General features: G+C 60.0%; 18 protein-coding genes and 1 pseudogene. 14 read left to right on the top strand and 5 right to left on the bottom strand.

Annotated elements, in window-relative coordinates; genetic code table 11:
* Window positions 1–13 precede the first annotated feature (13 nt).
* Together BLX89_RS17815 and BLX89_RS17810 are read right to left on the bottom strand one after the other, a co-directional pair.
* Window positions 14–1,114, bottom strand: a complete 1,101-nt coding sequence (locus BLX89_RS17815; protein WP_075292313.1) for a sugar ABC transporter substrate-binding protein — start codon at window positions 1,112–1,114, stop codon at window positions 14–16.
* 310 nt (window positions 1,115–1,424) lie between these two features.
* On the bottom strand, window positions 1,425–2,642 hold the full coding sequence (locus tag BLX89_RS17810) for an MFS transporter (protein ID WP_075292312.1): 1,218 nt from the start codon (window positions 2,640–2,642) through the stop codon (window positions 1,425–1,427).
* A gap of 162 nt (window positions 2,643–2,804) precedes the next feature.
* Here BLX89_RS17810 and BLX89_RS17805 point away from each other — a divergent pair, with 162 nt between their 5' ends.
* The 12 genes and pseudogenes from BLX89_RS17805 to BLX89_RS23945 form a co-directional block, all read left to right on the top strand.
* A complete protein-coding gene (locus tag BLX89_RS17805; RefSeq protein ID WP_158025966.1) occupies window positions 2,805–3,599 on the top strand; it encodes a GntR family transcriptional regulator in 795 nt (264 codons plus the stop codon).
* A 238-nt stretch (window positions 3,600–3,837) separates the two neighbouring features.
* Entirely contained in the window at window positions 3,838–4,920 is a 1,083-nt protein-coding gene (rutA, locus tag BLX89_RS17800; RefSeq protein ID WP_075292311.1) for a pyrimidine utilization protein A, read from the top strand.
* Window positions 4,921–4,923: 3 nt separating this feature from the next.
* Entirely contained in the window at window positions 4,924–6,456 is a 1,533-nt protein-coding gene (locus BLX89_RS17795; RefSeq protein ID WP_083637641.1) for an amidase, read from the top strand.
* Complete coding sequence (locus BLX89_RS17790; protein ID WP_083637638.1) at window positions 6,453–7,775, top strand: amidase; 1,323 nt, start codon at window positions 6,453–6,455, stop codon at window positions 7,773–7,775. The genes BLX89_RS17795 and BLX89_RS17790 overlap by 4 nt, the downstream gene beginning before the upstream one ends.
* Complete coding sequence (locus BLX89_RS17785; RefSeq protein WP_075292310.1) at window positions 7,757–8,617, top strand: isocitrate lyase/PEP mutase family protein; 861 nt, start codon at window positions 7,757–7,759, stop codon at window positions 8,615–8,617. Before BLX89_RS17790 ends, BLX89_RS17785 begins: the two co-directional genes overlap by 19 nt.
* Before the next feature lie 8 nt (window positions 8,618–8,625).
* Window positions 8,626–9,252 carry an isochorismatase family protein gene (locus BLX89_RS17780; protein WP_075292309.1) on the top strand — a complete coding sequence of 209 codons (627 nt, stop codon included), beginning with the start codon at window positions 8,626–8,628 and terminating at the stop codon, window positions 9,250–9,252.
* Between the two features lie 17 nt (window positions 9,253–9,269).
* Window positions 9,270–9,869, top strand: a complete 600-nt coding sequence (locus BLX89_RS17775; RefSeq protein ID WP_075292308.1) for a malonic semialdehyde reductase — start codon at window positions 9,270–9,272, stop codon at window positions 9,867–9,869.
* A gap of 240 nt (window positions 9,870–10,109) precedes the next feature.
* Window positions 10,110–11,090, top strand: coding sequence for a TerC family protein (locus BLX89_RS17770; protein WP_075292307.1), 981 nt, complete (start codon window positions 10,110–10,112; stop codon window positions 11,088–11,090).
* On the top strand, window positions 11,087–11,716 hold the full coding sequence (locus tag BLX89_RS17765; RefSeq protein ID WP_075292306.1) for an exopolysaccharide biosynthesis protein: 630 nt from the start codon (window positions 11,087–11,089) through the stop codon (window positions 11,714–11,716). Before BLX89_RS17770 ends, BLX89_RS17765 begins: the two co-directional genes overlap by 4 nt.
* A gap of 318 nt (window positions 11,717–12,034) precedes the next feature.
* Window positions 12,035–14,389, top strand: coding sequence for a hybrid sensor histidine kinase/response regulator (locus BLX89_RS17760; RefSeq protein ID WP_198935169.1), 2,355 nt, complete (start codon window positions 12,035–12,037; stop codon window positions 14,387–14,389).
* A gap of 79 nt (window positions 14,390–14,468) precedes the next feature.
* On the top strand, window positions 14,469–15,992 hold the full coding sequence (phrB, locus tag BLX89_RS17755) for a (6-4)DNA photolyase (RefSeq protein ID WP_075292305.1): 1,524 nt from the start codon (window positions 14,469–14,471) through the stop codon (window positions 15,990–15,992).
* Window positions 15,993–16,575: 583 nt separating this feature from the next.
* Window positions 16,576–17,412, top strand: a pseudogene (locus tag BLX89_RS23945) (transposase); the annotation flags it as partial.
* Between the two features lie 161 nt (window positions 17,413–17,573).
* Here the strand turns inward: BLX89_RS23945 and BLX89_RS17740 are convergent.
* The 3 genes from BLX89_RS17740 to BLX89_RS17730 all read right to left on the bottom strand — a co-directional run bounded on the left by BLX89_RS17740 (window position 17,574) and on the right by BLX89_RS17730 (window position 19,724).
* Entirely contained in the window at window positions 17,574–18,659 is a 1,086-nt protein-coding gene (locus BLX89_RS17740) for an extracellular catalytic domain type 1 short-chain-length polyhydroxyalkanoate depolymerase (RefSeq protein ID WP_075292304.1), read from the bottom strand.
* Window positions 18,660–18,763: 104 nt separating this feature from the next.
* The gene (locus BLX89_RS17735; protein WP_075292303.1) at window positions 18,764–19,375 is read right to left on the bottom strand and encodes a general stress protein; all 612 of its coding nucleotides are present in this window, start codon (window positions 19,373–19,375) and stop codon (window positions 18,764–18,766) included.
* 31 nt (window positions 19,376–19,406) lie between these two features.
* Window positions 19,407–19,724, bottom strand: a complete 318-nt coding sequence (locus BLX89_RS17730; RefSeq protein ID WP_075292302.1) for a PepSY domain-containing protein — start codon at window positions 19,722–19,724, stop codon at window positions 19,407–19,409.
* A 210-nt stretch (window positions 19,725–19,934) separates the two neighbouring features.
* On the opposite strand from BLX89_RS17730, the gene BLX89_RS17725 reads away from it, so the two are divergent.
* Window positions 19,935–20,972: a sensor histidine kinase gene (locus tag BLX89_RS17725; RefSeq protein ID WP_083637636.1), complete on the top strand. Its 1,038-nt coding sequence runs from the start codon at window positions 19,935–19,937 to the stop codon at window positions 20,970–20,972.
* A gap of 342 nt (window positions 20,973–21,314) precedes the next feature.
* Window positions 21,315–21,770, top strand: a 456-nt coding sequence (locus BLX89_RS17720) for a PAS domain-containing protein (RefSeq protein ID WP_158025965.1), incomplete at its 3' end; no start/stop codon positions are given.

Here is a 21,770-nt window from a genome sequence, read left to right as displayed (position 1 = left end):
TGTCGGCGGCCGGTTACTGCAGTTTCCAGAGCTTGCGGAAGCCTTCGAGATGGGCGTCGCCATAACCATCATCAAATGTGGCCGGCACGCCCGCCGTCTCGATGTTCTTTTCATCGAAGACCAGAAGCGGCGAGTTGAGTTTCTTGACGGAAGGCAGGCCGCAGAGCATGCGCATCATGTTGTCGACGGCGGCATAACCGGACCAGCCGAGGCTTTCGCCGATATCCATGTGCACCTGCCCCTCGCGCACCATATCCAGCACGAAGGGCGTGCCGTTGTAGCTGGCGATCTTGACGGTGCCTTCAGCGCCGGTGATACGCAGCGCCGGCACGACGAACTGCGACATGGAATCGTAGATCGGCAGGACGAAGTTAATGCCGGGATCGGCGAGGATGGCGGACTGCACACCGGGCTGGATTTTCGTTGCCCATTCCGACACCGGAACGTCGAGATGCTTCTGGGTGCATTCCGGGCACAGCGCCGTCAGCTGGTCCTGGATTGATTTCACGAAGGGGATCGATGGCAGGACGTCGGAGGAGCCGACGATCAGCACATTCGGCTTGCCTTCGGTCTTGGCGAAGGCCCAGGCGGCTAAGAGCTTGCCAGCGCCGGTATAGTCGACAGCGCCGGAGTAATCGACGCTCGCATGCTGCTCCTGCGTCACGTCGTAGAAATGGGTCGTGGTGATCTTCAGGCCCTCGGCGCGGGCTTCGGCGAGCTGCGGGCCGAGCCATTCGGGATTGAGGCCGCCGGCGATGTCGAGCACATCGTATTTCTGGCTGATCGCCTGCGAAACGCCCTGAATCCACTGGTCGCTTTTCAGCTGGTTGTCCCAGGTGGTGTAGGTGAAGCCAACTTCAGCGGCCGCCTTGGCCATGGCCTTCTGCAATTCGACATTGAAGGGGATCGTCATCGAGATCGGGATCGACAGGACCTTCTTGCCGGCCATGCAGGCCTTGGCATCAAAGGCTTCGCCCGGCGGGTCGAAGACCGGCATTTTTTCGTGTTCGGCAATGATCGCATTGGCATCGGCCATCGGATCGGCCTGAGCCGCCGCAGAAAACGCTGCAGTGGCAGCCAGGGTCATGAGGGAGGTGAGCAGGAGCTTGCGCATTCGGAAACGTTCCCCTTCGTGATCCTCCGTCGTCGGAGGCACCGTCGTTAACGCGGTCTTTTTCGCCAACCGCTGACGGTAATGTACGTACATAAACAAAAACTCGTCAACGGGTTCTTGCCTATTTTTTTGCACTGCACATTAATGCGGCAAACGCTGAAAAGCCTGATATTCCGGTGATTGTTTATTGTTCAAAGATCAACGTACGGCGCACAACCCGAGCGGGAACACCGCATAATTTCCGCAATGCGAAATAATTTATGCGTTAGTATGTATGTACATAAGTAATGGAACAAATGGCCGAACAGCCTCAGTTTTTCGCCCAGTGCATCCGCCACGCACTCACCATACCGGCAAAACCGAAGAGCGAAAAAACAAGAAAGCTCGCGCCGTATTGACCGGCAAACGCATAGATCATGGCGAAGGTGGATGGCCCGACTATTACGCCGATAAACGTATAGACCAGCGCGCCGCCGGTGATGGCGCCGACCCGCGCCTCGGGCGCATTGTGGGCGACCTCGGCCAGCAGCACGCCGTTCCAGCCGATCGAGACGCAACCCAGAACGATAAAGAGGCCCGCCTGCAGAAAGGTCGGCAAATCGGGCAACCAGTAGAGGGCGGTAAAGCCGAGCCCGCTGATCAGACCGAGCAGGCCGAGCGTCAGGAAGCCACCGCCAATCCGGTCCGCGACTGCGCCCCAGAAGATGCGGCCGAACGCACCACCAAACTGCATTACCGCCGCCACCGTGCCGGCGGACAGCAGCGACCATCCGGCATCATGGACCAGCGCTACGACGGCAAAGGCGGAGACGGAGAGTTGCATGGCGGAATAGGCAAAACCGAGCCCGCTCAAAACCCTCAGCTTGCGGCTTTTCCAGATGATGGATTGTTCATCGATGAAACCCTTGCGCAGGGAGGGAAGCTTGCGAACCGTTGCCGGTTCCGCCGCATGGGTCATGGCCAGCAGTCCCATGGCCAGGAGCGGCGCCACCGCACCGGTGAGCAGCGCCATATGCCAGCCGAATTGCCCAGACAGGAACGGAAAGGCGAAACTGGCGAGGATGCCGCCGAGCGGAACGCCGGTCTGCTTCAGCGAAAAGACGATGTTGCGCTTGTTGTGGGGCGTGATGCGGCTCAGCATTTCCGAGGAGGCTGGATTGTTCAAACCGTAACCGATGCCGATCAGCAGGGACGCGAGAATGATGAGAGGGATCAGCGCCGTGGCGATCCCGGCAAAACCCAATGTAAAGCAGACGAGCGCGATCTGCTCGATCTTCACCGGACCGAAGCGCTGCACCAGCGTGCCAGCGACAGCCGACGAGAACATGCCGGACGCATAGATCAGACTGATCTGGTAGCCGATCCAATGGGCGCCGATACCGAGATCCGCCGCGACCGCGGGCGCGATTGCCGTCAGCGCCAGCACGCTGGCCGTCGCAACGATCTGGATCAATGTTGCAGCCGTCAAAGTCTGGGGAAGCGAGGACGCGCGCGCGGCGCGCGACCCTCCAGCCGTTGCATCCGACATCTGAAAGGGAACCTTGGAAAGAAACCAATATCTAGTATTTGTACGTACTAATTGATTTGATCTCACGACGCAATATCAGCGGGAGCAAAACGGCACGGCACCGATTTTGTTTGCTTCATCGAGAGAAAATCTGTTCATAGAGTAACGAGAATGGGAAATATAATGAGCGCACCTCAGTCAGCCATTGACGACACCCGAAGCGAACAGGAAGAGACGACCTGGAAGCCCGAGCTTGCGACGGCGCCGCTCTATCTGCAGGTAGCCCACCATCTCGAAGCCCGTATTCGCAGCGGCGAGTTTCCCGTAGGTTCGTTGCTGCCGACGGAAAACGAACTCGCGGCATCGCTCAGCGTCAGCCGCCAAACGGTTCGGCAGGCGATCGCAACGATGCGAAGCGGCGGGAGGCTTTCAGCCCGCAAGGGCGTCGGCACCCGCGTCGAGGCCGGGCCGGACATTGCCCGACGCCACTTCATCGCCCACTCCCGCTCGGAACTGTTCGAGGTCGCAAGCGAGACCGAATTCGTCATTTCCCATAAAGAAGAGATTTCGGCACAGGGGAAACTCGCCGTCGAGCTCGGCTGCAGACCTGGGCGCCGCTTCTATCATATCAGCGGCATTCGCTACCCGGCCACGCGCCAGAAGGCGTTTTCGTGGAACGAGGTCTACATCGACGCCCGCGTCGCGGCGGCGGTGCGCGACGTCACCGTCGCCAAGTCGGCGATCTTTCACCTCATCGAGGAATATACCGGCGAAAAGATCCATGAGATCCAGCAGGACATCAAGCCCGTCACGCTGACGCCGGAGATCGCCGAGAAGATCGGATGCCAGGGCGGCGATCTCGCCCTGCAGGTGACCCGCCGTTACTACGGCTCCGGTAGGCGCCTCATCGAATACGCCTTCCAGATTCTGCCTGCGGATCGCTTCACCTACACGACGACGCTGCGCGCCGGCAGCTAAACCCGCTCCCTTCAGCATATTGACCATGACCGATCGGTAGCCGCCCCGGCTGCCGATTTTTTTGTGCTTTCGCCAGCTATTTCATCACCCCGGATGCATCGAAATCGATGAATTGCCCAACGTTTAGGCAAGCTCAAAAATAGGTCATTTTCCGTCTGGACAGCTTTTTCAAAATTTGCATTAGTTCGTACATACTGACTTCGCATCCTCCCAAAACCAAGCATAGGGGAACTCAAAAATGGATATCGGCGTCTTCATTCCCATCGGAAACAATGGCTGGCTGATCTCGACCGCGTCGCCGCAGTACAAGCCCAGTTTCGAACTCAACAAGCAGATCGTTCAGAAGGCGGAGAAATACGGCCTCGACTTCGCGCTCTCGATGATCAAGTTGCGCGGCTTCGGCGGCAAGGCGGAGTTCTGGGATTACAATCTCGAATCCTTCACGCTGATGGCGAGCCTTGCGGCCGTTACCGAGAAGATCAAACTGTTTGCCTCCACAGCCGTCCTCACACTGCCTCCGGCGATCGTCGCGCGTATGGCCACCACCATCGACAGCGTTGCGCCAGGCCGTTTCGGCGTGAACATCGTCTCCGGCTGGCAGATGGCCGAATACGACCAGATGGGCATCTGGCCCGGCGACGCCTATTTCGGCTACCGCTACGACTATTCGAGCGAATACGTTCACATCATGAAGGAACTCTGGGCGAACGGCGAATGCACCTTCGAAGGCAAGCACTTCACCATGAAGGACTGCATGATGAAGCCGATGCCGGAGAACAAGATCGAGATCGTCGCCGCTGGTCAGAGCCCGCGCGGCGTCGAGTTCGCAGCCGAGTATGCCGACTACAACTTCGTCATGGGTTCCGGCATCAACACGCCGTCCGCCTATGCGCCCAACAACAAGCCGCTGATCGAGGCCTCCGCCAGGACCGGCCGTGACGTCGGCGCCTATGTGCTGTTCATGGTCATCGCCGATGAAACCGACGAACTCGCCATGGCCAAGTGGCAGAAGTATCGCGAAGGCGCCGATGTCGATGCGCTGGCGTGGATGGCCGATCAGGGCAGCAAGGACCAGTCGGCGGCCGATAACTCCACGGCGCGCCACATCAACCTTCCGGAAGGCGCCGTCAACTTCAACATGGGCACGCTCGTCGGCTCCTATGCTAAGGTTGCCGCCATGCTGGATGAAGCAGCCGACGTCGAAGGCACCAAGGGCATCATGCTGACCTTCGACGATTTCCTCGTCGGTCTCGACCAGTTCGGCGAGCGCATCCAGCCGCTGATGGCCTCGCGCAACAGCATTCAGATTGCTGCGGAATAACGCATGAACATGACGATGCCGCTCCCGGCTGGAGAGGTGCTGGACCCGCTGACTTTGGTGGACCCGGCCCTGGCGGACCTTCCATTCCGGCGGCGGCATAGTCCCGCACTTCTGCCCGGGCTTGCCCGGGTGGAAGCCCGGCCATTGCCGATGGACATACCCTTTGCCGGCATCGGCGACCTGCTCGCCGCCTACAGGCATGGAGCCGTCACCCCGATCGATGTGATCGCCCGGCTGCGGGACAGCATCTCGAAAAGTGTCGCTGGCGCGCAAGCCGTGCTCCGCTTCGTTCCCGATCTCGACAGGGCGGCGCAAGAGAGCGCCAGACGCTGGGCGGATGGCTCGGCGCGGCCGCTCGAAGGTATCCCTTTCGGTGTCAAGGACATCATCGATGTCGCCGGCACCCTCACCACCTCGGGCTCCTGGTTCACCGGCGATCGGGTGGCGCCTGCCGATGCCGATGTCGTCGGCAGGCTTCGCGCCGCTGGCGCGATCCCGTTTGCCATGCTCGCCACGACGGAATTTGCCAGCGGCTCGCCGCACAATCCGCGCTATGGCACGGTCACCAACCCCTGGGATGCCAGCCGCTGGACGGGAGGCTCCTCCACCGGGTCGGGCGCGGCCCTCGCCGCGCGCTTCATGCCCTTCGCCCTTGGCACCGACACTGGCGGCTCGATCCGCGTTCCCTCCTGCTGGTGCGGAACGACAGGCTTGAAGCCAAGCCGCGAACTGGTCTCCCGTCAGGGTGTTGCTCCCCTCTCCTGGACACTCGACCACATCGGACCGATGACCCGCAGCGCGAGCGATATCGCGCGGGTCCTGCCCTTCATGGCAGTCGAGCCGGACATCTCCCTGATTGCCGATTGCGAAACGGCCCTTTCGACGACCACACTCGCCGGCCTGCGCATCGGCGTGCCGGTCAACTGGTTTACTGAGGTGGTCGATACCACCGTGCTTACCAACTGGATGGCATCGGTGGATGTCCTGCGGTCGCTCGGATGTGTGGTGACGCCCCTGCCCGCCCTCGATATCGCTCCGTTCCATGCCGATGGCTGGACGGTTTTGTTGTCGGAGCTTACAGCCCACCAGTCGGAGCGCCTTGACCGCGCTTCTCTTTTCGACCGTGGCCTGCTCGCCCGGCTGGAGCAGGGTTTGGCGATCTCGGCAGGCGATTACGGCCGCGCGTTGCAGCGACGCAAGGCGGCACAGGACATGATGCTGTCGGCGATGGGCGATGTCGACCTGATCGTCACCCCCGGCCTCGGCGGCGAGGCAGGCTCGCTCAAGACCCTGACGGTCGATGTCGACGGGCAGGCTTATGCCTTCGGCGAGATCATTTCGCGCAACACCATGATCTTCGACTACACCGGTTTTCCTGCCCTGATGCTGCCCTCGGGCCTCGGCCGGTCGGGCCTGCCGACGGGCATGCAGATCGTCGGGCGTCCAGGCGCGGACGCGCTCTGCCTCAAGGCAGGCGTCGCTTTCCAGACGGCCACCACGCATCATCTCAATGCACCCGCGGGAATTCCGGCATGAAGGGTATTGCCCCCAACCAGTTGACGGCATCGCAAGCCCGCACACTGCTTGCCGAGGATCGCCTCACGGCGCGCGCGCTTGTTGCAACATACCTCAGCCGCATTCGCGAACGTGATCCCGATATCCGGGCGTGGCTTGCGATCAATGAAAACGCACTTTCCGAAGCCGAGCGCCTCGACGCCCTGCCGAAAGACCAGCGCGGCCGGCTGCATGGCCTGCCGATTGCCGTCAAGGATGTGTTCGACACGTTCGACCTGCCGACGACGCACAACTCGCCGCTCTATCGTGGCTTTCAGCCGGCTTCGGATGCGCCCGCCGTCGAGCTTCTGCGGCTGGAAGGCGCCATCATCCTCGGCAAGACAGACACCACGGAATTTGCCGCCTGCGGCAACGATGCGGCGACCGCCAATCCGCATGATGTCGCGCGAACGCCCGGCGGTTCCTCGGCCGGCTCCGCCGCAGCGGTCGCCGATTTTCAGGCGCCTCTTGCGCTTGCCACCCAGACCGGCGGCTCGACGATCCGCCCCGCCTCCTTCTGCGGCATCTATGGCATGAAGCCGAGCGCCGGGCTTGTCAGCCGCGAGGGCGTCAAGCTCTATTCCGTGAGCTTCGATACGGTCGGCTGGTACGGCCGCTCCGTCGAGGATCTGGCCCTGGTGGCCGATGTCTACGGCATCACCGAAAGGCTCGAAGCGAGCCGGGAAAGCACCGACAGCCTGAAAATCGGCATCACCTTCGGCCCTTACCGCGACCGGCTTGAGCCGGAATCGGTTGTCGCGCTCGAAACCGCCGCGACGCGACTGCGTGAGGGCGGCCACGACGTGACACTCCTCGACCTTCCCGATGAATTCGAAGCGCTCGACCTCTATCATCGCACGATCCTGCACCGCGAGGGCGCGGCCGCATTTCGCAATCTCGCCCGCCGCGCCGGCAGCGACCTGCACGACGAGTTCCATCACCGCGTCGAAAACCGCGACGACAGGACGCTCGCCGACTGGACGGCCGCACAGGATGGCGCGGCACGAGCGCAGGTGGCTTTTGACGCCATCGCATCCGGCTTCGACATGATCGTCGCACCGAGCGCCCCCGGCATCGCGCCGCTCGGCCGCAAGCCCGGAGATCCGGTTTTCAACGCGATGTGGACCCTGCTGCGCGTGCCGTGCATCAACGTTCCCGTCCCCATGGCTGGTGTGGCGATGCCCATCGGCGTGACGCTGACTTCCATGCGCTACAATGACGTGGCGCTCCTTATGGCCGCGGCAAAGGTCGCGCCTCTCCTCGATCCCCGAATGGACAATGCATGGCAGATCCCGCTCTGAAGACGGCGCTTGCGAACGGCGACTTTATCCTCGCCCCCGGCGTCTACGACCTCATCTCGGCGCTGATCGCCGACCGCATGGATTTCAAGGCGCTCTACGTCACCGGCTACGGCACCATCGCCTCCTATCTCGGCATTCCCGATGCCGGCATCGCCACCTATCGCGACATGATCGAGCGCATCGCCCAGATCGTGAAGATGACGAAAACGCCTGTGATCGCCGATGCCGATACCGGCTATGGCGGCCTGCTCAATGCGCGCCACACCGTGCGTGGCTATGAGGATGCCGGCGTCAGCGCCATCCAGATCGAAGACCAGGAGTTTCCGAAGAAATGCGGCCACACGCCCAATCGCCGGGCCGTGCCGATGGAAGACATGGTCCGCAAGATCGCGGTTGCGGTCGACAGCCGCAAGAGCGACGATTTCCTCGTCATCGCCCGCACCGATGCGCGCACGGGGCTTGGCCTTGACGAAGCCATCCGGCGGGGCAAGGCTTATGCACAGGCCGGCGCCGACATCATCTTCGTCGAATCCCCGGAAAGCGCCGACGAAGTGCGCCGGATCGCGGCGGAAATCGACCGGCCGCTGCTCGCCAACATGGTCAATGGCGGGCGGACGCCCCTTGTCCAGGCGAGTGAACTGGCGTCGCTCGGCTACAACATCGCCATCTATCCGGCACTCGGCTTCCTCGCCCATGGCCATGCCGTTCGCCATGCCTATCAGGACTTGAAGGACAATGGCGTCACCACCGATGCCGTGCCGCTTTACCCGTTCAAGGATTTCAACAGCCTGCTGGGCTTCGAGGATGTCTGGTCCTTCGAGCGCAAATTCGCGGAAAACTGAGGCAAGAGATGACTGAAGCCGATCTTCTGGAAAACTACAAGAAAGCCTACGACAACCGCGTAGGGTACGGGAAACGCCCGGCGCTGCTGCTGGTCGATTTCGTGCAGGCCTATTTCGAGCCCGGCAATGCGCTCTATGCCGGCGTCGATGACGCACTAGCAAGCGCGCTCCGCATTCGCCAAGTCGCGCGAGAGAAAGACATCCCGGTCATCCTCACGGGAATGCAACTGCACAAAAGCGGCAAGGATGGCGGGCGCTTTTTCCAGAAGGCCAAGCCGCTTGAGAATTTCACGATCGGCAATCCCATGGCCGCTTGGCCCAAGGGGCTGACACCGGAGGATGACGAGTTCATTGTCACCAAGCAGTATCCGAGCGCCTTTTTCGGCACTTCGCTCGCACCGCTGCTGACCTCGATGGGCATCGACAATGTGATCATCACCGGGCTCACCACGAGCGGCTGCATCCGTGCGACCTGCGTGGATTCTATGTCGCATGGGTTCATCACGACGGTAGTTCGCGATGCCTGCGGCGATCGCCATCCGGCGCCGCACGAGGCCAACCTCTTCGACATGAATGCCAAATATGCCGATGTGGTCTCCGAAGACGAAATCATCGCCCATATCGCAACACTCTGACTTTGGAGGACCAGCCAATGCTTGCCGAAAAGATCGAACAGGGCCTGTCGATGGAGCAAATTCTTTTTACCGAGGCGAGAAGCTTCAACAAATGGCAGGACCGCCCGGTCAGCGATGCCCAGATCGAAAAGCTCTACGACCTGACCCGGCTTGGCCCGACCTCCGGCAACTGCTGCCCGGCCCGTTTCGTTTTCGTCCGCTCCGTGGAGGGCAAGGAAAAGCTGAAACCGGCTTTGTCGCGCGGCAATCTGGAAAAGACGATGACAGCGCCGGTCACGGTGATCGTCGGCTATGACGAGGAATTCTACGAGAAACTTCCCTATCTCTTTCCGCACAACGACGCGCGCGCATGGTTTACCTCGAGCCCGGCGCTTGCCCATGAAACCGCGTTTCGCAACAGCTCGCTGCAGGGCGCCTACCTGATCATGGCGGCGCGATCCATGGGGCTCGACTGCGGGCCGATGTCGGGTTTCAAGAACGATATCGTCGATGAAGCGTTCTTCGCCGGCACGAAGATCAAATCGAACTTCCTCGTCAATATCGGCTACGGCGATGCGTCGGGCAATTTCGACCGCCTGCCCCGGCTGAGCTTCGCCGATGCCGCACGGTTGGCTTGAGCCTTTGACGTGACATGAACTGGGGTTTTGGAAGCCATTCGGTCATTCATTTTCTCTGCGTTAACCCTGAGATTTCGAACACGGTATAAATGTCTGAAAAATCCTCAGCAGCCGGTTGAAAACGGGAAGCCGCACACCATCTGACAGGCAACCCGCTGGTCCGGGCCCCTCTGGCGAGTGCCCGGCGCGCTTGCGATGTCGGACCGTTTTCCGACAATGCACGCCGGTGGAGAGCTCCCAGTGGAAGTGTCTTTTCTCTTTTTTGAATGGATGGGTAAACCCGTCTGGATGTGGGCCAGCTTCTTGACGCTGGTCATTGCGATCCTGTCCTTCGATCTCGGCGTCCTGCACAAGGAAAACAAGGAGATCGAGGTCGGCGAGAGCATCAAACTCTCAGCGCTCTACATTACCCTCGGCCTCGCGTTCGGCGGCTGGGTCTGGTGGTATCTCGGCGCCGATGCAGGCCTTGCCTATTTGACAGGCTTCGTCGTCGAAAAGACGCTCGCGCTCGACAACGTCTTCGTTACCGCCCTGATATTCTCCTTTTTTGCGGTTCCCCGCGTATACCAGCACCGCGTGCTGTTCTGGGGCATTCTGGGCGTCATCGTGCTGCGCGCCATCATGATTGGCGTTGGCGCAACGCTGGTCGCAGAATTCGGGTGGCTGCTCTACATCTTTGCCGCGTTTCTGATCGTCACCGGCCTGAAGATGCTGGTAATGAAGGAAGCCGAGCCGGATATTTCCAACAATGCGCTGGTGCGGTTCATGCGCCGCCGGTTCAACGTGACGGAAACCCACCATGGCGAACGCTTCTTCGTGCGGCAGCCCGATCCGAAATCCGGCAAGCTTGTCTGGTTCATCACCCCGCTCTTCATGGCGCTCGTGCTGATCGAGGTTGCCGACGTCATCTTCGCCGTCGATTCCGTTCCCGCTATTTTCGCGATCACCACCGACCCGTTCCTGGTCTACACGTCCAACATCTTCGCGATCCTTGGCCTCCGGGCGCTTTATTTCGCGCTTGCCGCCATGATCCATCGCTTCCGATATCTGAAGCCTGCGCTGGCCATCGTCCTGGTCTTCATCGGCTCGAAGATTTTCGTCGCCGATATGCTGGGCCTGGAAAAATTCCCCGCCGCCCTGTCGCTGGGCGTTACCTTCGCGATCATCACCGGCGGCGTGGTGTGGAGCCTGCTTAAAACCCGCGATGAGGCCAAGGCATGACGCAAGACACTGCAGACGCATGCGAAGGCGGCGCGACCACGTCGGTCCATCTGCAGCAAATGAACGAGGAGGCTGCCCGAAAGGGCGGCCTCTCCGTCGCCGAGATGGTCGAGACGATGGGTTCATCCAGCATAGCCTTCGCAATTCTGGTGCTCTCCCTGCCCGCCCTGACGCCCATTCCGGGTCCCTTCGGCATGGTGTTCGGCAGTTGCCTGGCTGTTGTGTCCCTGCAGATCATGGCGGGCGCCCGTCACCTCAACCTTCCCGACTTTGTCGGTAATCGCCGCATGTCGGCCGAGACGATCGCGCTGATCGTTCGCTATACGGCCCCTGTCGTGAGCAAGGTGGAAAAACTTCTTCGTCCGGGCCGGATGCCGCAATTGGCGGGACCGGCCGCTCAGAGGCTTCTCGGCTTTCCCGTGCTCCTGCTCGCCGTCGCCGTCGCGCTGCCCATTCCTTTCGGCAATCTGCTGCCGGTCATCGCGCTGATCATTATCGCAATGGCGCTGCTGGAACGGGATGGCCTGGCCGTCCTTATGGGCCTCGCCGCAGCGGTGCTGGCGCTGGGGGTCACCGTCGGCCTGCTTTACGGCGTGTTTTCCGCCTCGACCTGGGTCCTGGGATAACAGCTGATTTTGGTTCTGAAGGGATCAAATCATCGCCGTGATCAACAGGAGCGACACCAAGCCCGGTAACGTCACGCGTCTCAAAGCTTCTTCTCTTGGCCCCAGGCAACCCGACTACAAGCAAATAAACAGCGCCCAGATGCCGCCGCTCTACTTTCCATATGCGGATTTATGATCATATTCGTCGCAACGTGTTTGCGGATTTGTTTTATGAGCCTTCCTTCGATACCCAACAGCGAAATGAGCCGACTTGTTTCGGCGTTTGATTGGAAAACCCACGGGTTTGACGAGCCATCCCAATGGCCACCGGAACTGCGGATGGCCCTCAATCTCTGTCTCAATACATCCCTCCCGACCGCTATTTATTGGGGAAACGACCTTCGGCTTCTCTACAACGACGCCTGGGCGCCGATTGCCGGGGAGAAACATCCCTGGGCTCTGGGCCGGCCGGCGCGTGAGGTGTGGGCTGATATCTGGCATGTCATAGAGCCGCAACTCAGTGCGGTCATGGCAACCGGAGAGGGCTTTTCGGTGACCGATCAGGTGCTTCCGATGAAGCGAGGCGGGCGCGTCCAGCAGACCCATTGGGACTACAGCTTTGCGCCTATTTTCGATGCCAACGATCGGGTTCTGGGTATCTTCAATCAGGGAAACGAGACAACCGCACGTCTTTCAGCCGAACGCGCCTTGCGCGCCAGCGAGGAACGTCTCGAGTTTGCACTCGGCGCCTCCAACACCGTCGGGACGTGGGATTGGGACGTGCCGAACGACAAGATCATCGCCGATGCACGATTTGCCAACCTGTACGGGGTCTCCCGCGAAAAGGCGGCGGCAGGTGCGCCCATAGCCGAATTTTTTGCCGGCCTGCATCCCGACGATCTTCCTGCGGTCCGTGACGCAATCGAAACGGCGATGCGGACCGGCAACACATTCTCGCAAGAGTACCGCCTCTTGCGACCGGACGGCTCGATCCGCTGGGTCATGGCGGAAGGCAGACCGACGCTGGCGCCGGATGGAACCGTGCTGCGTTTTCCCGGCGTGAGCTTTGACATCACCGAACGAAAGCAAGCCGAAGCAGCCCTGCGTGACAGCGAGGAACGGTTTCGCGCTATCACGAATTCCATTGATCAGATGCTCTGGTCCACCCTGCCGGACGGGCATCACGACTACTACAATCAACGTTGGTATGATTTCACCGGTGTTCCCGTCGGCTCCACCGACGGCGAGGGCTGGAACGGCATGTTCCATCCCGACGATCAGGAGCGCGCCTGGGCCGTGTGGCGACATTGCCTCGCCACGGGCGAGCCCTATCACATCGAATACCGGCTTCGCCATCGAAGCGGGGTTTACCGCTGGGTGCTGGGTCGCGCGCAAGCCGTTCGCGATACCGAAGGCAACATCACCCGTTGGTTCGGATCATGCACCGACATCCAGGATATTGTCGATGCACGCGAAGTTCTTGCCCGCTCGCGGGAAGACTTGGAAAAGGCGGTGGAAGAGCGCACAGCCAAACTGATGGAGGCCGAAGCCCAACTGCGCCAGGCGCAGAAGATGGAAGCGGTCGGGCAGCTTACGGGCGGCGTGGCCCATGATTTCAACAACATGCTGGCGGTGATCATCAGCGCACTCAACCTGCTGGAACGGCGTCTTGCCCGCGGCGAGACGGATTTCAGCCGTTACATCGAGGCAGCGAAGGACGGGGCGAACCGGGCCGCCGCCCTCACCCAGCGTCTCCTTGCCTTTTCCCGCCGGCAGCCTCTCCAGCCGGAAGTGATCGAACCGAACCGCATGGTGACGGGCATGACGGAACTGCTGTCGCGAGCGCTCGGCGAGCAGGTTCAGATTGAAACCGTGATGGCTGCCGGGGTCTGGCGCATCAATGCCGACGCGAGCCAACTTGAAAACGCCATCCTCAATCTTGCCGTCAACGGTCGCGATGCGATGCCGCAGGGCGGCAAGATCACCGTGGAAACGGCCAATATGTTCATTTCCGAGGAGTATGGAAAAGAGCATTCCATGGCCGTCGGGCAATATGTGATGATTGCGGTCACCGACACCGGAACCGGTATGACGGCCGACACGCTTTCACGGGCGTTCGATCCGTTTTTCACGACAAAGGAAGTCGGCAAGGGATCGGGTCTCGGCCTCAGCCAGGTTTTTGGTTTTGTCCGGCAGTCGGGCGGACACGTCAAGATTTACTCGGAACTGGGCCATGGCACGAGCGTCAAGATCTATCTGCCCCGGCACTACGGCACGGGCGAGATCAAGGGCGCCCGGCCCCTCAGCAACGAACCGGCACGCGGCACGCGCGACGAACTGATCCTCGTGGTTGAGGACGACGCCCGCGTTCGCCACTTCTCGACGGAATCGCTGCGTGAACTCGGCTACGCCGTCGCAGAGGCGGCAAGCGGGCCCGCAGCTCTTGCCTTGCTGGATGCCGGCCTGAAGCCGACGCTTCTGTTCACCGACGTCGTGATGCCGGGAATGAGCGGCAGGGAACTCGCCGATCTCGCCGCATCCAAGATCGCCAATCTCAAGATCCTCTACACGACGGGGTATACCCGCAATGCCGTCGTGCACAACGGCATACTCGATCCCGGCACCCATCTGCTGCAGAAGCCGTTCAGTCTTGACCAACTGGCCGAGAAAATCCGCCAGGTGATCGACGGCTAGAACGTTTCGGAGCGCGCACCGATGCGCTCGCAGAGTTCCAAGAATGATACAGGCTGCCGTCTGATGAGCAGGAGCTAAAATGTCCAGGCTTGTTCTCATTCTGGGTGACCAACTGACACCAGATATCTCGTCCCTCGACGGTGCCGACAAAGAGCATGACACCGTGCTGATGTGCGAGGTCATGGCCGAGGCGACCTATGTCGGCCATCACAAGAAGAAGATCGCCTTCATTTTCTCGGCCATGCGCCACTTTGCGGAGGAGCTTCGCGCCGATGGATATCGCGTCCGTTACACCAAGATCGACGACCCCGACAATGGCGGCTCCTTCAGGGGCGAGGTGAAACGCGCCGTCGATGAGCTGAATGCGTCCATGATCTGCGTCACGGAAGCGGGCGAATGGCGCGTCAAGGCGGAAATCGAAAGCTGGGCATCCTCGCTCGGGATCAAGGTGGATGTGCGTCCCGACCGCCGCTTCATCGTCTCCCATGGCGAATTCAAGACCTGGGCCGATGGCCGAAAAGTGCTAACGATGGAGTATTTCTATCGCGACGTGCGGCGCAAGACCGGGTTGCTGATGAATGGGGACGAGCCCGTTGGCGGACGATGGAACTTTGACTCCGAGAACCGCCAACCGGCAAAGCCTGACCTGCTTCGGCCAAGGCACATGACGTTTCCACCCGATGATACGACGCAGGAGGTCATCGAGACGGTTGCCCGGCTGTTTCCGGATAACTTCGGCAAGCTTGAGAATTTCGGTTTTGCGGTTACGCGAACAGCCGCCGAGCAGGTTCGGGGAGCATTCGTCGCGGATTTTCTGCCAAACTTCGGAGCGACGCAGGACGCGATGCTGCAGGACGATCCAAACCTGAACCACTCCCTCCTGTCGTTTTACATCAATATCGGTCTTCTCGATGCACTGTCCGTCTGTCGCGCCGCGGAGCGCGCCTATCTGGAAGGAAACGCACCGCTCAATGCCGTGGAAGGATTCATCCGCCAGATTATCGGCTGGCGAGAATACATGCGCGGGATCTATTGGCTGGCCGGACCTGAATATGTTGACAGCAACTTCTTCGAAAACACCCGCCCGCTACCCTCTTTCTACTGGTCTGGCGAGACGGAAATGAACTGTCTCGCAACGGTCCTCAACGAGACGATCGACAACGCCTACGCCCACCACATCCAGCGCCTCATGATCACCGGGAATTTCGCTCTGCTTGCAGGCATCGATCCCAAAGCCGTGCATCGGTGGCAACTGGAAGTCTATGCGGATGCGTATGAGTGGGTGGAACTCCCCAACGTGGTCGGCATGAGCCAGTTTGCCGATGGCGGCTTTCTCGGCACCAAGCCCTATGCCGCGAGCGGGAACTACATCAACCGGATGTCGGACTATTGCGCGGGCTGCCGATACGATCCGAAGCAGCGGGTTGGCGACAAGGCCTGCCCCTTCAACGCGCTATACTGGGATTTTCTGGATCGAAACCATGGGAAGCTGAAAACGAACCGCCGGTTAGCCCAGCCTTATGCCACATGGGGCAAAATGGACAAGGAAACCCGGCAAGGCGTCCGGCAGCACGCCGCAAAGTTCCTGGCCAGCCTTGGTTGATAAACCTGCGCACGAACGAAGAGGGTTGGACATTGATAGTATGGTGCTGGATGCAGTCAGCTGCGAACTCGTCTCGGTTTCCATTTCCATGATATCCGCCAGTTTACAGGGATTTTTATGTAATTTTCGGCTTTAGCTGCATATGCGGCGATTACTTTCAAACGCTTTCAATTACTTAATAAAAAATTCCCTACATTTCAAAACAGGGAATTTTGCATAGACATCAGGGAATGAAGGGCCTGTTCCTTACCCATTGGAGGCTAAGCTTGCTCTGCATGCTTAAACGTTGACCTTACAGGTAGGTAGCGCGACTCGCTCACACGGACGAACACGAAGACGGCTACCAGCCTTCGAACGGCCGCTATCGGCGCATTATCGATAGAATTGTTGCTCCCACTATTTCTACTTTCAGAAGCACAATTTAAGTAAAAAACTTAAAAGGGAAATTGGAAATCCGCGGGAAAGAGCGGAATGGCGATTCCAAAAGCCGCGCCGGATGTAGTAGCCCCCTAAAAATCCCCAGACACGATCTCCCACTTGTACGATCTCCCACTTGTTAAGTGTTAGGATTAATGTGCCCATTATGACCAGTCACATACCTCAAATAGAAGTGCTGTCCGGTCCTGAGCGCCGCCGTCGCTAGTAGACAGCGGAGAAGCTCGCGATAGTCCAAGAGACCTACGAGCCCGACGTCACGGTCGGCATCGTGGCGCGACGGCATAGGATTCAGCCGAACCATTTGTTCGCCTGGCGCAAATGGGCGGCGCAAGGTGCGCTTACGCCGACGGCATCGCAGAATGGGGTCGTTCCCGGCATCCGAGTACAGAGCGCTTCAGAACCACGTAAAAGAACTTCAGCGCCTACTCGGCAAGAAGACGATGGAAGGCGAAATCCTCAAAGAAGCGCTTGACATAGTATCAGGGTCAAAAAAACACCTGTTGCGCTCGCTCTCGTCGCCGAAGGACGGTTCGCGATGACGGCGGGGTGCGAGACCTTGGGTGTCGCCCGATCCAACATAGCGGAACGTGTGAGGCAACGTCCTCCCAGAGCCAGAGGGCGGCCGCCAATCGCTGAACCGGAACTGATGGATGAGATCAAGACGATCATTGATGACATGCCGACCTACGGATATCGCCGGGTCCACGCGATCCTGCGCCGCAAAGCCCGCAGCGAAAACCGTCCATGGCCAAATGCCAAACGCGTCTAAAGAGTGATGAAGGTTCACGGCATGCTTCTTCAGCGCCACACCGGTGCAACCGACACCCGTCGCCACGATGTCCACGTCGACGTCGAGCAATCCAAGCTGCGTTGGTGTTCAGACGCCTTCGAAATCGGCTGCGACAACAAGGAGAAAGTGCGCGTTGCCTTCGCCCCCGATTGCTGTGACCGCGAGGCCATCGCCCTTGAGGCCGCCGTGGACCAGGCAGAAAATCTCATCATCGACTTGTCTTTCTATCGCGGACGACCGACGCCAGGCGCGGCCAAGTCTCGCAGGACGTTATTTGGGCAACCTGTGGGGAGAAACGAAGTTCCGGGAACACGGGAATTACTGCCGCCGCCCGCGTTCATTGGCTGCAAGATTTACTTCATCAGCCCTGCGGCTCGCAATGCATCCTCGATGACCCCCTGAATTCCATCAGGCGTCCGTAGCCGGCGGGGCTGCGTTGGAGCAGTTGCACCGTTCGAAGGTGCAACAAGTGCGGCATTCCGCTCGAAGGACGGGGTCAGCCCCCAGCCGCGTGCGATGTGAACGGTCGACGAAATGCCGACTTCGAGCATGTGTGCGGCAGGTCGACCATATCCGGACGCCGCATCGACCGGCGTTCCGTGACCCATTCCGGCGATCCGGTAGTGTTCGATGGCGTCCCTGCCGGATGCATCTTGCCAAGTTTCGAGCCTGTGACCATCGACGACCTGTGCCTGGCTCAATACGGCTTCGGCGCCGTGAACGCCCCGCCACTGATCGACGATCGCCTGTGCATTTGCTTCCGCGACGGTGTTGTCGGTCGTTCCGTGCCATACCGAGACGGTTGGCCAGGGTCCTTCGTGTTGAGATGCACTTCTGAGCTTGGCGTCGAGCGTCGTCGAGGACGGCAAGCCATGTCCCCGCATCCGGTCAAATGCTTCAGGAACAGTGGAGGCAACGCCAAAGGGAAGGCCAGCGATGATCGCACCACCGGAGAAAACCTCCGGATAGGAGGCGAGAAGCGCATTGGCCATGGCGCCACCTGCCGAAAGGCCGGTAACGAAGACACGGCGCGGATCGACACCGTGAACGTCGATCATTGTGGCGATCATCTCACGGATCGACAGGACCTCGCCCTTGTCGCGGGTGATGTCATCGCTCTGGAACCAGTTGAAGCAGAGATTGGCATTGTTCTGGCGGTTCTGTTCCGGAAAGAGGACGGCAAAACCGTAGTCGTCGGCAAGACGCGACCAACCGGAGCCATGATCATAGGCGGCTGCTGTCTGCGTGCAGCCATGCAGGACGACCACGAGGGCGGGAGGAGAAGCCGGACTGTCCGGGCACTGATACCAGCCCGTGAGATTGCCGGGGTTTCGCGCGGGCTCGTCCAGTCTGGTCAGCGTGTTAGGTTGGCCGGTAGCGCCTGAGGTCTGTGCGCGGGCGCGGGCGAGCCGCTCGATCGTATCAGAAATGCTTCGCATGGATGACTTTCTGTGTTCCGGAAAGCCAAACGACATCCCTGGTATTAATGATTTTCTAAAATGAATTCGAGGACCGGCGTGAGCCGATCCTCGATGTGCACTCGTTAAAGAGTGCGAACCTTATAGCGTTCGCGCTCCTGCTCGACTTCGGCAGGGCCGTAAGGATCAGCGGAGTGATCGAACTTCGTCCAACCCTGCTCCGAATAGGCCTGACGGCGCGCCATCGGGTCGATGCGGTTGGACTGCTTGAGGATCATTTCGGCTTCGTTTTCCATGCCGTCATCCACGCGAGCGGTAACCAGCGTGCCGCCGCGGCGGACGCCTTCAGCATAGACATGAGCCTCGTCTTCGGGCACGCCGGAATCGGTCAGTGCGCCGATCAGGCCACCAGCAGCACCACCGGCAACCGCGCCAGCAAGTGCGCCGGCAGCAGTCGCGGCTAGCCAGCCGGCCGCAACGACCGGGCCGACACCGGGAATGGCCATGATGCCAAGGCCAGTGAGAAGACCGCCTGCGCCACCGACCACGGCGCCGATACCGGCACCGGTGCCGGCGCCTTCTGCAGCGCCGTTGTCGTTGTCTTCATGCTTGTGGCGGTTGTCGGCATTATTGGAAACGATGCTGATGTCGTCGGACGGGACACCACGGGCTTCCAGTGCGCTGACGGCTGCGCTTGCATCATTGTAGTTGTCAAAAAGTCCGGTAACAGTTTTCATGGAAATGACCTTTCTCTGCAGTTCCGCAGAATTATTTGGAAACGACGTTGCCCTGGTAATCCATGGCGACCGACATGGACTTGCCGTCCTTCATCGCCGTGGCCTGCCAGACACCCTGGTCGTCGAGCTTGAGGTCGGCAATTTCGGTGTAGCCGGCAGCTTCAATCCGCTGGCGCGTCTGTTCTTCGGTGAAGGAATTTGCGCCTTCCACCGGGGCGGCCGCACTCGGTGTGTCCGGGGTCGCTACGGCTGGCGTGTCGCCGTCCGTTGCCGGAACCGTCGTGGTCTGAGCATAGGCAGCCACGGCCGAGGCGCACACGAGCGCCGCCGCGAAAATCATCTTTTTCATGGGTTTTCCTTTTTGCAGACCTTGTTGCTAGGTCTCGCAGCAAGAACACGACGGCGTGAGTAAAGTTCCGCCATCGGCTCGCTTTCCATTGCTCGCTTTTCCGACCGACGCTGGGTTTCAGAAGATCAATGCGCATGGCGGAGATGTGCGACCAACGGAAACGACTGTCACTGTCGGACTTTTAGCGGTAGGGTCATCCACGGATTGTGGATGGATGAGCTGCACCGTTGCGCGGGAGAGCTTCTTTTGAACAACAATAGTCCAATTCATGCTGACTGGGATGCGCGCGCGCTCCGCAGTGCAATCGATTCTGCCGGGGTCGCTCTCTGGACGTGGATTGTTGACAACGACGAATTCATTATGGATGCCAGAGGCTTCGAGCTCTGGGACCTTCCCCCTGGAAGTGAGCTTACATTCGAACACCTGTCAGCCCAAGTGCATCCTGCCGACCGGGACCGCGTCAGGGCGGCCTTCGTTGCAACACGTGTTGTCGAAGGTCAGTTCGAGATCGATTTCAGAATATTGACGAGCGCATCAGAGGTGCGGTGGATTTCTGCGCGCGGCCTGGGGGGTAACGGCGATGCCACTGCCCGGAAGATGACGGGCATCTTTCTCGATGTCACAGGGCGAAAGCAAGCGGAAGAGGGTCACGAGCTGCTTGCCGGCGAAATGAGCCATCGGGTTAAGAATCTCCTTGCTCTGGCGGCCGGCCTGACGACGATCACGTCGCGGACGACCGAGACGAAAGAGGAAATGGCGAAGCAATTGACCCAGAGGCTGACGGCGCTGGGGCGGGCCCATGATCTGGTCAGGCCCCTCCCCAATGGCCAGGGAAGTGCCGCTCTGCTCGGAGATCTATTTTCGGTGCTTTTGGCGCCGTATGATGACATGAGCGCCTTTGCAGGTCGTATTCGTGTTGCCGTTCCTCGTATGGGGATCGGAGAGAAGGCGGCCACGAGCCTTGCCCTCGTGATCCACGAGCTGGCAACCAATTCGCTGAAATACGGTGCACTATCCGCCGAGCAAGGCTTGCTCGACATTTCCGGCTCTACCGTCGCGGAGGATGTGGAGATCCTGTGGAGCGAGCAAGGCTGCGCGGAAATCCCGAAAAATTCACCTGAGGGGTATGGCAGCAAGTTGCTCCAGCGAACCGTGGGCGGTCATCTCGGTGGGTCAATCGTATATGATTGGACCGCGGGCGGGGTCGTGGTGACCTTGAGAATGCGAGTGAGTGATTTGGCGCACTAATTGTCCCCTCGCATGACTGAAGATCAGGTATATATGGCAGACGAAGTGGACCGATCTTCGGGAAAGGTAACGGGACTGAGCGCCTCAACCTAAGGATGCGTTCTGATCGCCCCGAGCAGATCGTTCAGGGTTGGCCCTCTTCAAAGTAGTCCTTTTCGGGCTTGATAATTGGCACGATACCAGACAATTCAGGCTGTCTGAGGGAAGTTTCGGTAAATGATGCAAGGCGCCGGCACAACGTGTGGTACGGTAACGATGTTGAAGTTGACCTGATCGGTTATTTTGACGCTCCTGCCGAGTCATGACTTGCGCCGTGAGTCTCCGGCCCTTGAGGGCCCTACCATGTCACAGATACCGAAAGTGCATTTCGAAGCTGCCAGCACGCTGGCCGTGGTGATCTCTTCCAACGAACCACTACTGTTTCTGGCTGCTGATCTCAGCATCATCGCAGCGAGTGCATCCTTTTGCCGGGCTTTCGAGATCGACCCGGCCCCCGTCACAGGCAAGCACCTCGGCGAACTCGGACACGGGGAATGGGCCATGCCCAGGCTCGAGTCCCTGTTGATGGCGACCGTCACCGGCAGTGCGAGCATCGATGCCTATGAGATCGACCTGAAGCGATCGGACCAGAAAACGCGGCAGTTGATCATCAACGCGCGCAAGCTCGACGACGGCGATCTTGAGCATATTCGCCTGCTTGTCGCGATCACCGACGTGACCGACATGCGCGCTGAGGCTCGTCTGAAAGACGACCTGGTTCGCGACAAGGCCATCCTTCTGCAGGAAGTCCAGCACCGG

Origin of the sequence: Pararhizobium arenae, from assembly GCF_001931685.1 — a bacterium.
Classification (GTDB): domain Bacteria; phylum Pseudomonadota; class Alphaproteobacteria; order Rhizobiales; family Rhizobiaceae; genus Pararhizobium; species Pararhizobium arenae.
This window is presented reverse-complemented; position numbering and strand designations above follow the sequence as displayed.